Genomic DNA, 12532 nt, shown 5'->3' with positions numbered 1-12532 from the left:
CGATCGAGCCTGACCGGGTGGGCCAGGCTCGATAGTATCATCAACGGATTTGCTCCGAGCGTCCTATATATCCGGCGCTTAGCTGCGGAAGAGCGACAGGATATTCTGCGACGACGAATTCGCAATCGATAGCGACTGGATCGCAAGCTGCTGTTGTGTTTGCAAGGCAGACAGTTTGCTCGACTCCTCCTCCATATCAGCGTCGACCAGCCGGCCCACACCCGAGTCGATCGAATCGGAAAGCGCACTGACGAAGTCTTCCTGCAGATCGATGCGCGTCGAGATCGAACCTAGTTGCGCACCGGCAGAGGTCATTGCCGACAGTGCGGATTCGATGGTCGACAGCGCCGACTGGATCTGACCGGTGGTGAAGTCGGTGATATCAAGCGAATAGACGGAATCGCCGTTTGCGTCCACGGTTCCGAGGATGCCGGACGCGGTATCGATCGTCCCGCTGCTCATGCCGAACAACACATTGCCCGTGGAGCTGGTATCCAGAGCGTATTCCGTCATTTTAACGGAAACGGCGCCGGAGCCGTCGCGAACGAAGGACGACACGACACTTTTTGTGCCATCCGCGCCCGCGACCCAGTTCTCACCCGAGAACGACGCCGACTGGGCAATGCTCAGCAGTTGTTCCTGAAGCTGACTGATTTCTTCCTGGACCTTGGACTTGTCGACCCCGTCCTCGGTCGCTGCGACAAGCTTGGATTTGATCTCGTCGACAACGTCGATCGCATTGTCCATGGCCGTATAGGCAGTATCGACTTTTGCTGCGCCGAGGCCGAGCGCGTCGGACACGGCGGAGAGCGCCTTGTTGTCGGACCGCATCGTGGTTGCGATCGACCAGTAAGCGGCATTGTCGGATGCAGTGTCGACCCGATAGCCGGTGGAAACACTATTCTGTGTCGTTTCGAGACTGGAGTTGATGTTGCGCAGCGTCTGAAGGGCAGACATCGCTGAATTGTTCGTATTGATGCTCGTCATGGGAAATTCGACCCGTTCATGAAGTGGATGTGTTGCATCCCGGGTGAATCCGGGCCGTGGCGAGCAGCCTCATGCTTATCGACCCGTGTTGCGGAAGATCAATTCGCCATCGTTGGGTTAATTATCGTACTTAAAAGTACCTTAATTGTTAACGCGAAGGGGCGAGGCGATATTTTTTACAGAAATACGATGCGAAGGCTCGGCTGCTTGATTTGCTGGCCATTTTTTCGGTGAAGGCCATGCCCAGTTAATGTGTGATGAGAGCCGACCCGGAGGGCGCTGCAGAAATTTCCTATCGGCAATTGACGTGCCGGCGGGAAACTGACTATCAATCTTAAATCAATTTGATTGACATCAAAAACACAGGGATCGCGGGATGAGGTTGAGCAAGAATGCACCCCGCGCCATATCCATCCGAGCCGGCTTTGCCGCAGCAACCGCTCCGACCAGGCTGGCCTACGCGATCTTCGGCAACGTCACACCCTCGGGCTTCTGCGAAAAGGCCGCTGGCGCCATGCCTACCCCCAATTCCGCTCCCGGTAGTACGCCGGAATACTCATGATCCGATCTTCAAGAGGAAAGAGTGACCATGTCCACACCGCGACCGAAAACCCTGCGGCTTGAAACCCTTTGGAACCCGCCTACAGACGGCAAGGAATTTTCCTACGTCCTGCGCCTCAAGAACCTCGGCGCCGAACCGCTTTCGAATTTCTCCCTCTGCGTGAGCGGCCCGGGCCGTGTCGATCCGGCCGGGCGCGTCGAAGGCGCCACGGTTTCGCAGCGGCTCTCGAATTTCACCGAATTCCAGCCACCGGCCAATTTCGTTCTCGGCGCCGGCGAGACGTGGACGATATCAGTCTACGCGCTGAGCTGGCAGTTCCGCCACTGGACGGACGGCGCGACGAGCGGTTATCTCGCTCTGGCCGATGGCAGCACGATCGTGCTCACCATAGAGCCGACGCGATCTTCGGTCAGCAACGCGCCGTTGAAGCGTGGTGCCGAGATCTATCCGGTTCCTGTCAATGCGCCCGTTCAGGTGTCGATCATCCCCTGGCCGAACCATGTGACCGTCACTTCCCGCCGGCCGCTGCCGGCCGGTTTTGCGCCGCAGGCGCAGAGCGCTGAAGGGGAGGCGGCATCAAGAAGTTTCGCAGCGCTAGTCGAGCATCTCTTCGCCGTCGAAGGCATCGTGCGGAGCGAGGCGGAAGGCGCGGTTCCGGTTGCCCTGAAGGACGCCGCCGGGCTCGGGCCAGAGGCCTATCGGCTGAGCTTCGAGGGTGAGGCGATCACGATCGAGGCAAGCGGCCAGACCGGCTTCCTCTACGGCCTCGTCACACTCGGCCAGATCTGGCGCGGTGCAAGGCTGCATCCCGAGGTCTTCCAGTTTCCGGCCGCAGGCGAGATCGTCGATGAGCCTTCGATGGGCTGGCGCGGCCTGCATCTCGACGTCGCCCGCCAGTTCTATGGCGCGGCCGAGGTCAAGAAGCTGGTGGCGGTGCTCGCTTGGAACAAGCTCAACCGCTTCCACTGGCACCTTTCCGACGACGAAGCATGGCGCGTCGAGATCGACGCCTATCCTGATTTGACCGCGGTCGGTGCCTGGCGCGGCCACGGTCTGGCCGTTCCGCCGCTGCTCGGTTCGAGCCCGGCCCGCACCGGCGGATATTACACCAAGGCGGCCATCCGCGAGATCGTCGCCCATGCCAAGAGCTTCGGCGTGGAGATCGTGCCGGAGATCGATGTCCCCGGCCATTGCTATGCCATGCTGCAGGCGATACCGGAGCTGCGCGATCCGGCCGAGGTCGGCAGCTATTATTCTGTTCAGGGCTTTCCCGACAATTGCATCAATCCGGCCCGCGAGAAGACCTATGAGATCGTCGAGACGATCCTCTTAGAACTCATCGAACTCTTTCCGTTCAAAACCATCCATCTCGGCGCCGACGAGGTTCCGCTTGGCGCATGGTCCGGCTCGCCGGAAGCGCTCGAACGTCTGCGCAGCGTGGCGGGCAACGAGGTTGCCGATGCGCATGCCAAGCGGCTGAACGTCGTGACCAATACCCATGGCGCCGACGACATTCACGGCTCGGGTGCTGCAATCCTGCAGGCGGAGTTCCTGAACCGCGTCCAGCGCTTCCTTGCGAGCAAGGGCTGCATCACCGGCGGCTGGGAAGAGGCGGCCCACGGTGATGTCATCGATAAGTCGAAGAGCTATCTCTGCAGCTGGCGCAATGTCGAGGTCTCGGCCGAACTTGCCGAGCGTGGCTACGAAATAGTCGTCTGCCCCGGACAGGTCTACTACCTCGACATGGCGCTCAGGCCCGACTGGGATGAGCCCGGCGCCAGCTGGGCGGGGACTTCGGATGCCGAGAAGCTCTACAATTTCGATCCCATCGGCGGCTGGACGGCGAGCCAGAAACAGAAACTCCTCGGCATCCAGGCCTGCATCTGGTCCGAGCCGATGACGGATCGTGCCGTTTTCGACCGCCTCGTCTTCCCGCGCCTTTCCGCACTTGCCGAAACGGGCTGGACGAAGCCGTCATCCAAGTCGTGGGAGCGTTTCAGGGCGCTCGCAGGACTGATGCCGCTGCTCTACGGGCTGCAGCAGTCGTAGCGCCCGAATCGGGCCACGGGTTTTGATTTGAGGATCACCCTTGCCATCGCCGGAGGCGGTGATGGCAAGGATACTGACATCGCTTTCAAAGGGCGTTGTCAGGTGCCGCTTCATCTGCCGCGGGCAGCTCGCATTCGGGTGCGGCGATACGAATAGGACGTGTCCCAATCGGCGCGCCGGTTGCGCGGTCGATGGTGACGGGATCGATCTCCGTACCGGTCTCAGCGTCGAAGAAGCGGGTGACTGCACCGCCGCCGCGGTGCTTGCGGCCCCAGGCGCCGATTGCAAACAGCACCGGCAGAAAGTCGCGGCCGGCTTCCGTCAGCACATATTCGTCGCGCGGCGGACGCTCGGAATAGCGACGCTTTTCCAGCAATCCTTCCTCGGTCAGCGATGACAGCCGCCCCGTCAGCATTGTCGGGACGATGCCGAGGCTTTTGCGAAATTCATCGAAGCGGGTCAGCCCCGCATGGGCGTCGCGCATGATCAGCATGCTCCACGCATCGCCGACGAGCGCCAGGCTGCGGGCGATCAGGCAGGGCTGTTCGGAAAGATTCTTCATGTCGATATCTTTTTAGTAGTGACTTGATATCGATTTGATAGTAACAGAATGCGCGTGGATGTTCCACGACAAAAACGAAGGCAGATGTCAATGAGCAAGAGAGAACGCGGCATTGCCCTGGTCACCGGGGCTTCCTCCGGCATCGGGCTGGTAACGGCGCAGGCCTTACTACGCGACGGTTACCAGGTGTTCGGCACCAGCCGAAAACCGATGGCCGACACCGCCGACGGCATCATCATGTTGGTCTGCGACGTCATCGACGATCAATCCGTGCAGAGCGTCGTCGACGAGATTCTGAAACGCACGGGACGGATCGATCTTCTGGTCAACAATGCCGGGATCGGCCTGCTCGGCGGCGCCGAGGAATCGACGACGGCGCAGGCCAAAGCCGTGTTTGACGTCAACGTCTTCGGCACGATGCGCATGACCAATGCCGTGCTGCCGAGTATGCGGCGGCAGCGTAGCGGCCGGATCGTCAACCTGAGCTCGATCCTTGGGCTGATCCCGGCGCCCTTCAACGCGCTCTACGCAGCGACCAAACACGCGATCGAAGGTTATTCGGAATCCCTCGACCATGAAGTGCGCACACAGGGCATCCGCGTCGTGCTCGTCGAACCGGGTGTCACCCGCACCTCCTTCGAGGAGAACATCACGCGCCCGGACCGGCCACTTGCCGTCTATGATGCAGTGCGCGCCGACGCGGAGAAGCTGATGCGCGAGATCGTCTCAAAAGGCGATGCGCCCGAGGTGGTCGCCGCAACTGTCATCCGGGCTGCCAATGCGGCCTCGCCCAAGCGACGCTACACGGCCGGGAAAGCAGCAGGACAAGTGCGTTTCATCCGCCGCTTCCTGCCCGAGTCCTTTGTCGACAAGAGCCTTCGGAAATTCAACAAGCTTCCCGATTGATCCTGGCTTGCCGCATTGTCGGCTCATCACAAAAACGAAAGATCGCCCTCATGAAAGCATTCCTGATCGATCGCTACAAGAAAGGCGGCGCCCTCAGGCTCGGCCAGAGCCCCGAACCGCAGCTGCGCGAGAATGACGTCATGGTCGAGATCCATGCCGCCAGCGTGAATCCGCTGGATGCCAAGATCCGGGACGGAGAGTTCAAGCTGATCCTGCCTTACCGGCTTCCGTTGGTGCTCGGCAATGATGTCGCTGGTGTCGTGGTCCGGGTCGGCGCCAATGTCCGGCAATTCAAACCCGGCGACGAGGTCTATGCGCGTCCCGGCAAGGATCGCATCGGCACCTTCGCCGAGTATATCGCCATCGATGCTGCCGATATCGCGCTGAAGCCCGCCAATCTCGGCATGGAAGAGGCCGCATCCATTCCACTTGTGGCGCTGACCGCATGGCAGGCGCTGGTCGAGCGCGCCAAGCTGCAGAAAGGCCAGAGGGTGCTGATCCATGCGGGTTCCGGCGGCGTCGGCACCATCGCCATCCAGCTTGCCAAGCATCTCGGCGCTCATGTGGCGACGACCGCGAGCACCGCGAACACAGCTCTGGTGAAAAGCCTCGGCGCCGACGTGGTGGTCGATTACAAGAAGGACGACTTCGAAAAGGTGCTGAAGGGCTATGACGTCGTGCTGAACAGCCTCGGCAAGGAGACGCTGGAGAAATCGCTCAGCGTGTTGAAGCCGGGCGGCAAGCTGATCTCGATATCAGGTCCGCCCGATCCCGATTTCGCCAGGGAAAATGGCTTCGGCTGGCTGCTGCAGCAGGTCATGCGCTTCTTGAGCTTCGGCATCAGGCGGAAATCGAAACGCCGGGGGATCGGCTATTCCTTCCTCTTCATGACGGCAAACGGCGCGCAACTCGGCAAGATCACCTCGTTGATCGAGACGGGTGCCATCCGCCCCGTCATCGATCGGGCCTTCCCGTTCGAGAAGACCAACGAGGCGCTGGACTATGTGGAGACAGGCCGCGTCAAGGGCAAAGTCGTCATCGCGGTGAAATGAGGCCTGGGAAGGCCGAAGAGCCCTCGGTTAAACCGAGCGGCTTTTGCAAGACGTCGAAGCGCGGATTGGTTTCGGAAAAGAGAAGTGCGGTCGAGCGAAGGGGCTTTCACTGTCGTTGCCGGTAGGTAGAGGGTGTGACGCCTGTGCCCAACTTAAATGCCCGTGTCATGTGGCTCTGGCTGCTGAAGCCGCAGGCCGAAGCGATCTGCGCTATTGGGTCCATGCCTGATAACATCGATTTGGCGCGCTCGACACGCCGGTGAGCCACCCAGCCATGTGGGGACACACCATAGCTTGCCCGGAACATCCGCTGAAAGTGAAAGGCGCTGAGCTGCCCGATCGCCGCCAGATCCTGCAAGCGGATTGTCTCACCGAGATGGGCCTCGATGTACTCCAGACTCCGGCGCCGCACATGAGGAGCGAGCCCGCCGCTGATCGCGCAGGGACGCATCCCGCCATAACGCGGATCAACGAAGAAATCGTTGATCGCTTGCGTCATCGCTTCTTCAGCCAGCAGATGACCGCCCGCCAACATCGCTTGCGTCATCTGCCGAAGCGTGCGCGCCAAGGCAGGTGCATCTGCGAAGGTCACTTCGGGAAGAGCCATGAGCCGAGCATCGCGGTCAAACGTCTCCGCAAACATCCGGCGCATCTGGTCGTCGGGAACATACAGATGGACGAATTGGGAGAAGTCGGTGATTTCCCATTCGGACGAGTGCTCCTGTGGCATGATGCACAGCACTCCCGGACGGCCGCGAGCGGCGGCGCTGCCATCCAGACGACGCGTTCCGGCGCCGCCCCTGAGATAAAGACTGAACGTATGACCGTTCGGCCGCTGATAGCTCATCCTGTCGTGTGCATTGCTCCAGATGGCAGCTGATCGCCCGAACCCCAAATCGATGGACTGTGACATCCGCGCAGTGGGAGATGCGGACAAAAACCTGAAAACCGAGGGGTGACTATATTTCACCAATTCTTCCCCACACCTGACCATGCCGCGCGAACAATACCGGCGGACGACCCGCAAGGCGAGCCGGAAGTCCGGGCAATTCGATTTCATAGCAAGAATCTGCAAGAGGCCTGCTCACGGTTCGCCTATTGGTCGGGAAACGAGGATCACTCCATGGCAAATGCCGCTCTTTTCATCGCCACCGTGCTCATATGGGGGACGACTTGGATCGCCATCGCGATGCAGGTCGGTCCCGTGCCGGTCCTGGTCTCGGTCTTTTACAGATTTGCGGTGGCAGCAGTGATCCTGGTCACCATCCTGGCCGTCATGCGGCGGCTCAAGCTCCCTGCCTTGCGCGATCAACCTTTCATCCTTGCGCAAGCGCTCTGCCTGTTCAGCCTCAATTTCATCTGCTTCTACAACGCCGCCGCCTCTATCCCGTCCGGGCTAATCTCCGTGATCTTCTCGCTCGCAACGATCTACAATGCCGTCAATGCGCGCCTCTTCTTCGGCGACCGCATTACAGGCCGCACGCTTCTCGCAGCCGCGCTCGGGGCAACTGGGCTCCTCCTCCTTTTCGGACAGGACGTTGTCGTCGATTTCGATATGGGCACGTTGAAAGGGATCGGGCTCGCAGCGCTTGGCACGCTGTTCTTCTCGCTGGGCAACATGGCATCGCGTCGAAACAGCGCGGCCGGAATTTCACCGCTGACCGCCAATGCCTGGGGCATGACCTATGGCGCGATCATTCTTCTCTTCCTGATTGCCGTGACGCAAACGCCGATCGTGGCGCCGCCCAACATCACCTATCTTGCCGCGCTGCTCTATCTCGCGGCAATCGGATCGGTGATCGGCTTCACCACCTACCTCATGCTGGTGTCCCGCATCGGCTCCTCACGCGCTGCCTATGCCACCGTGCTGTTCCCGATCGTCGCCCTGTCATTGTCGACGGTCTTCGAGGGCTACCACTGGACCGGCCTAGGCCTGATCGGCCTGGCGCTGACGCTTCTCGGCAACGTGGTCATCTTTGCGCGACCTCTAGCCCGTCGCCCGCCGCAGTCAGATGCGAGGCTGCCCGCAGGCGGATGAGAGGCTGGCCTCGGCAATCTCCCGGGCGGAGGTAGCTAGCCGAGCGGCTTTTGCAGGACGTCGAAGCGCGGATTGGTTTCGGAAAAGATCGGCAGGGCGGCGGCGCCGAGGATTGCCGTATCCTTGCCGGTCATGCCGATCATCACCCGAGGTACCGCCCGCTTCTGATTGGGGTCGATCGGGGTGTGCAGCGGCTCCAGCCGCTCTGCAAGCCGAAGCATCAGCGATGTCGATATGCTGCCGCCGAGCACGATGGTCTGCGGATCGAAGGCAAGTTCCAGAAAATCGACGGTCTGCCGCAGCGGGTGGACGGCCTGATCCAGCCAGGCGTCGAGACCTTCGCCGCCCTTGGCGATCAGCGCATCGAGATCGTCGGGCGACAGCTCCTCGGCATTGGCAATGCCCATGAATTCGTAGGCGACGGCCGGCGAAACGTAGCGATCCAGACAGCCGCGCTTGCCGCAGCTGCAGAGCTTGCCATGCGGTTCGACGATGACATGCCCGATCTCGCCGGCATTGTTGCGGCTGCCCTTGTAGAGGTGGCCATCGAGGAACATTCCGGCGCCGATGCCACCACCGCCTGCGAGAAACAGATAGACGAAGCTGGCGAAACCGCGGGCAACACCATGAAGACGCTCGCCGATCGCGGCCGCCGTCGCATCGTTCTCGACCAGCACCGGCACCTTTACCCGCTGTTCCAGCTCGTGCCCGACAGGAAAATCCTGCCAGCCGGGCAGGTTCAGCGGGCTGAGAGAGGTGGTGCCGCCATCGGCATAGCGGCCGGGCAGGGCCATCCCGACGCCGAGCAGCCTGTTCCGGTCGAAGGCGAAGGCCTGCTGAAGATCCTCGACAATGGACTGGAGAGCCGGCATCGCCGTTTGCGGATCGGGATGTTCGACGTGGCGCTCGATGCGCGCGCAAACGGCGCCGGAGAGATCCGTCAGGACCCCGCTTGCGCGCTGGCGGCCAAGTTCGAGGCCTATCGAATAGGCGCCGCGCGGATTGATGGTGTAAGGGATGATCGGCTGGCCACGCGCCAGCTTCTGCGCCTCGGACGGAACGAGAAGGTGCGATCTCTCCAGCTCCTCGACGATGTTCGACACGGTCTGGGCGGTCAGCGCCGTCATCCGGGCGATCGCCGCGCGCGACAAGGGACCGTTCGTGCGGACAGCCTCGATCACCACACGCCGGTTGTGAGACTTGGCCTGCTCGAGATTCGTGCCGGATATCGCCTTCATGTCGCCTTCAAAGGAAATGGTGCGTCACCCTTGTCACAAGACGAACACCGATGAAAGCCAGATTCTTCGTCACGTCCTCTTTGCCGATGGCGCCGGCTAGTGGGCTTTGCCTCTATGCAAGAGGCCGATGATCGTAATCCCCGCCAATCCCGTGACAGCGCTTAGGATCGCGGTTCCCGAATAGCCTGCCAAATAGGTGCCGGCGGCAAAGACCAGCGCGCCGATCCCGGCGCTGGCAAAAATATTGACGGAGATCAGCGCACTGCCGAGCCCCGGCCGGTCGGCGATCAGATCCTGCAGATAGGTGATCGGAATGGTGATGATCGCCGACGCTCCGATGCCGGCAAGCAAGGTGAGCGCATAGAGGTGCCACGGCTCGGAGGCAAAGCCGAGAAGGCTGAGGAACACGGCATAGATGATGGTACCGGCGGCAAGCGCCATCATCTGGCCGACCTTCCGCGCGATCCGCGACCAGACGATGATGAAGACGACCTCCAGCAATGCGACGATGCCGACCAGAATGCCGACGTCGCTCAGCCTGCCATGCGCAGCACCAGTGGCGATCAACGGCAGCAGGGCGTCATTGAGATGCAGCGTGCTGGTAATGAGCGCCACTCCGCAGATATGCGCCGAGATGCGCGGCGAAACCACCTGGCGAAGCGCGCCGAGATAGCTGAGATGATGAACTGCTGCCATCTCCGTTCCCGCCCGCTTCGGCAGGGCGAAGACGATGATCCCCTGGCAGAGCAGGCATGAGATGCTGGCAAAGAGGTAGGCCGGCAGCATGCTCGATGCGCCTGAGAGCAGCAGGCCGGTTATCCCTGGGATCAGCACCCAGGACAGCGAGATCATGGCGCGCACGCCCGAGTTGGCCGTCACCATGTCGCTTCGGTTCATGCCGTGCATCGCCGCGCGCGCATTGGCAAACAGCAGCGAGTTCAGCGCCCCGTAGATCGGCAGGGGCAGCAACCCGCTGATGACGAATATGGCCGCAGTCGGAAAGGCGTAGACCATGCCGTAGCCGACGATGCCGAAGAGGCAGGCGCCGATCATCGTCGACCGGTACTCGCCAAGCCGGTCGGCGAGATTGCCGAGGAGAATGCTGATGACGACGTTCACCGCCGCCGAGACGAAACTCAGGAAGGAATAGAGGCCGTCGCTCAAGCCCAATTCGCGGATACCTACGACCGAACGATAGGGTGCGGTCATCGCTCCCGCCATTCCGAAGGTGAAAATGGCGATCATGCTTGCGCGGATCGCCGGATTACGGAAGACGTCGGGGAAAAGGCGGCTCATGCGGTCATCGATCAGAAGTAAGCCGGCTTCACAACCTGCTCCTCTCGTCTTCCTCTAGAGCAATTCCAGGAAAAGTGCGAAGCGGTTTTCGTCCGGAATTGCGTAAAAACAAAAAGTTAGAGCGGTTCTGCGCTTCCATGAAAAAGTTGAACCGCTCTAGGTTTCAGTAATGTTCCGATTGCGAGAAGGTTCGCGCGAGTTCGGCCTGGCCTGCCGTGAGGCCGCAATCGACAGGCAGGCAGACGCCGCTGATGGCTGCGGCCTGGGGACCGGCAAGGAAGGCCACGGCATTGGCAACATCTTTCGGATCGACGACGCGCTGCAGCGGATACCAACGGCGTGCTTCCTCGAAAACATTCGGATTGGCTGCCGCGCGTGCTTCCCAGGCCTGCGTCTTCACCGTGCCGGGCGCGACGGCGTTGGAGCGGATGCCGAACTTGCCGTATTCCACGGCGACCAGTCGGGTGAAATGCAAAAGGCCTGCCTTGGCGACGCTATAGGCCGGGTGCCCGAAGACATGCATGCCGTTGACCGAGGCGATGTTGACGACGGAACCCTTCGAAACCGTCAGCATCGGCTCGAATGCACGGAAACATAAGAATGCCGCTTCGAGATTGAGCGCATTGTCCGCCCGCCAGATCGCTGGCGTCGTGTCGTGCAGGCTGGTCGCGCGGGCAGCACCCGCATTGTTGACCAGGGTGCGCACCACGCCGATGTCGGCGGCGCGTTTTGCCAATTCCGCGATGCTCGTTTCGCTGGTTACATCGCATTCGACGGCGACGAAGCGATTATCCGGCCCGAGCTTCAATGCCACGGCAGCCGCAGCCGCGGCATCGATGTCGGCGAGCAACACGACGTCGTGGTCATCGGCGAGCCGTCCGGCGATCGCCGCGCCGATATCGCCTGCAGCGCCGGTAACGATGGCAATCGACTGCGTCATTTTCTGTCGCTCCCGTTCATGAACCTCAATCTCCAAGCAATTGCCGGTCGTCGCCGTCACGGTGAATGACAAGCTGCTGCTTGATACGCCGAAGCGTGGTCGTCGCCTTTGGTTGAACGGCATAGGCGACCAGGCTCGACAGGATATCGATCGTCGCGATGTAGGCGATGCGCGTCGAGGTCGGGCGATAGATATTGTGGCCCTCGGGAAGATCGATCGGCACGACGATTTCGGCGGCCTTGGCAACCGGGCTGGCCGTCTGGGTGAGCGCGATCGTCTTCACCTTGGTCTGGCGGGCAAGCTCGAAGGCGCGCACCAACTCCATATTGCGCCCCGAGAAGGACGAGCCGATCAACACGTCGCCGGGCCTTGCCGCGGCAGCCATCATCAGCTGCATGCTGTGGTCGGAACTTGCCGTGATGCGAAGCCCGAGACGGAACAGGCGGTTCTGGAGTTCGTCGGCGATCATCGACGAATTGCCGCCCGACCCGAACGCATAAATCATATCGGCCTTGGCGATATGCGAAACGGCGGCTTCGATCGCGGCAAGATCGAGCGACCGATGCAGGAGAAAGAGCGCGTTCTGGGCCTTGGTGATGATATCCTGGGCGACATCGGCCGGATCGGTGCTTTTCGATTCCGGTTTCAGATAGCGAACGCCGATATGGGCGGTGCGGGCAAGCTGCACCTTGAAGTCGGAAAAGCTCTCGCAACCGAGCCGCCGGCAAAAACGCGTGACGGTCGGCGGCGATACCTCGGCTCGTTCCGCGAGCTCGATGATCGAGGCATTCACGGCAAACTCGAAGTCGTTGACGATGATCTCGGCGATGCGGCTCTCGGAGGGAGAGAGCCGGCCCTTGTCTTCCTGCAGCGTTGAAAAGATATCCAAGCCCGTCCCCCCG

General features: G+C 61.2%; 11 protein-coding genes. 4 read left to right on the top strand and 7 right to left on the bottom strand.

The features are described 5' to 3' along the window. Positions 1-78: 78 nt before the first annotated feature. Complete coding sequence (locus B5P46_RS14235) at positions 79-987, bottom strand: flagellin (RefSeq protein WP_105009554.1); 909 nt, start codon at positions 985-987, stop codon at positions 79-81. Between the two features lie 589 nt (positions 988-1576). Between B5P46_RS14235 and B5P46_RS14225 the strand changes: the two genes are divergently transcribed. Beyond that, the gene (locus B5P46_RS14225) at positions 1577-3598 is read left to right on the top strand and encodes a beta-N-acetylhexosaminidase (RefSeq protein ID WP_129419216.1); all 2022 of its coding nucleotides are present in this window, start codon (positions 1577-1579) and stop codon (positions 3596-3598) included. A gap of 85 nt (positions 3599-3683) precedes the next feature. Here the strand turns inward: B5P46_RS14225 and B5P46_RS14220 are convergent, their stop codons facing one another. Next, positions 3684-4160, bottom strand: a complete 477-nt coding sequence (locus tag B5P46_RS14220; protein WP_028741853.1) for a winged helix-turn-helix transcriptional regulator — start codon at positions 4158-4160, stop codon at positions 3684-3686. Between the two features lie 90 nt (positions 4161-4250). Between B5P46_RS14220 and B5P46_RS14215 the strand changes: the two genes are divergently transcribed. Then, positions 4251-5066: an oxidoreductase gene (locus B5P46_RS14215; protein WP_129419215.1), complete on the top strand. Its 816-nt coding sequence runs from the start codon at positions 4251-4253 to the stop codon at positions 5064-5066. A gap of 50 nt (positions 5067-5116) precedes the next feature. Beyond that, entirely contained in the window at positions 5117-6118 is a 1002-nt protein-coding gene (locus B5P46_RS14210) for an NADP-dependent oxidoreductase (RefSeq protein ID WP_129419214.1), read from the top strand. A 106-nt stretch (positions 6119-6224) separates the two neighbouring features. Here B5P46_RS14210 and B5P46_RS14205 read toward each other — a convergent pair whose 3' ends face one another. Next, entirely contained in the window at positions 6225-6965 is a 741-nt protein-coding gene (locus B5P46_RS14205) for a helix-turn-helix domain-containing protein (protein WP_129419213.1), read from the bottom strand. A gap of 276 nt (positions 6966-7241) precedes the next feature. Between B5P46_RS14205 and B5P46_RS14200 the strand changes: the two genes are divergently transcribed. Beyond that, positions 7242-8156 carry a DMT family transporter gene (locus B5P46_RS14200; RefSeq protein ID WP_129419212.1) on the top strand — a complete coding sequence of 305 codons (915 nt, stop codon included), beginning with the start codon at positions 7242-7244 and terminating at the stop codon, positions 8154-8156. A 35-nt stretch (positions 8157-8191) separates the two neighbouring features. Here B5P46_RS14200 and B5P46_RS14195 read toward each other — a convergent pair whose 3' ends face one another. The 4 genes from B5P46_RS14195 to B5P46_RS14180 all read right to left on the bottom strand — a co-directional run bounded on the left by B5P46_RS14195 (position 8192) and on the right by B5P46_RS14180 (position 12519). Further along, positions 8192-9394 carry an ROK family transcriptional regulator gene (locus B5P46_RS14195; protein ID WP_129419211.1) on the bottom strand — a complete coding sequence of 401 codons (1203 nt, stop codon included), beginning with the start codon at positions 9392-9394 and terminating at the stop codon, positions 8192-8194. A gap of 96 nt (positions 9395-9490) precedes the next feature. Beyond that, entirely contained in the window at positions 9491-10690 is a 1200-nt protein-coding gene (locus B5P46_RS14190) for an MFS transporter (RefSeq protein WP_129419210.1), read from the bottom strand. Between the two features lie 163 nt (positions 10691-10853). Beyond that, on the bottom strand, positions 10854-11630 hold the full coding sequence (locus tag B5P46_RS14185) for an SDR family oxidoreductase (RefSeq protein ID WP_129419209.1): 777 nt from the start codon (positions 11628-11630) through the stop codon (positions 10854-10856). A 25-nt stretch (positions 11631-11655) separates the two neighbouring features. Further along, entirely contained in the window at positions 11656-12519 is an 864-nt protein-coding gene (locus B5P46_RS14180) for a MurR/RpiR family transcriptional regulator (protein WP_113547747.1), read from the bottom strand. Between the last annotated feature and the right edge of the window lie 13 nt (positions 12520-12532).

This window comes from Rhizobium leguminosarum (assembly GCF_004123835.1).
Taxonomy (GTDB): domain Bacteria; phylum Pseudomonadota; class Alphaproteobacteria; order Rhizobiales; family Rhizobiaceae; genus Rhizobium; species Rhizobium leguminosarum_M.
The sequence above is the reverse complement of the archived record's forward strand: the minus strand, read 5'-3'. Positions and strand labels throughout refer to the sequence as shown.

Coding starts and splice junctions, on each gene's coding strand:
- B5P46_RS14235 (WP_105009554.1), bottom strand. CDS start 987: ATGACGAGCATCAATACGAACAATTCAGCGATGTCTGCCCTTCAGACG.
- B5P46_RS14225 (WP_129419216.1), top strand. CDS start 1,577: ATGTCCACACCGCGACCGAAAACCCTGCGGCTTGAAACCCTTTGGAAC.
- B5P46_RS14220 (WP_028741853.1), bottom strand. CDS start 4,160: ATGAAGAATCTTTCCGAACAGCCCTGCCTGATCGCCCGCAGCCTGGCG.
- B5P46_RS14215 (WP_129419215.1), top strand. CDS start 4,251: ATGAGCAAGAGAGAACGCGGCATTGCCCTGGTCACCGGGGCTTCCTCC.
- B5P46_RS14210 (WP_129419214.1), top strand. CDS start 5,117: ATGAAAGCATTCCTGATCGATCGCTACAAGAAAGGCGGCGCCCTCAGG.
- B5P46_RS14205 (WP_129419213.1), bottom strand. CDS start 6,965: ATGAGCTATCAGCGGCCGAACGGTCATACGTTCAGTCTTTATCTCAGG.
- B5P46_RS14200 (WP_129419212.1), top strand. CDS start 7,242: ATGGCAAATGCCGCTCTTTTCATCGCCACCGTGCTCATATGGGGGACG.
- B5P46_RS14195 (WP_129419211.1), bottom strand. CDS start 9,394: ATGAAGGCGATATCCGGCACGAATCTCGAGCAGGCCAAGTCTCACAAC.
- B5P46_RS14190 (WP_129419210.1), bottom strand. CDS start 10,690: ATGAGCCGCCTTTTCCCCGACGTCTTCCGTAATCCGGCGATCCGCGCA.
- B5P46_RS14185 (WP_129419209.1), bottom strand. CDS start 11,630: ATGACGCAGTCGATTGCCATCGTTACCGGCGCTGCAGGCGATATCGGC.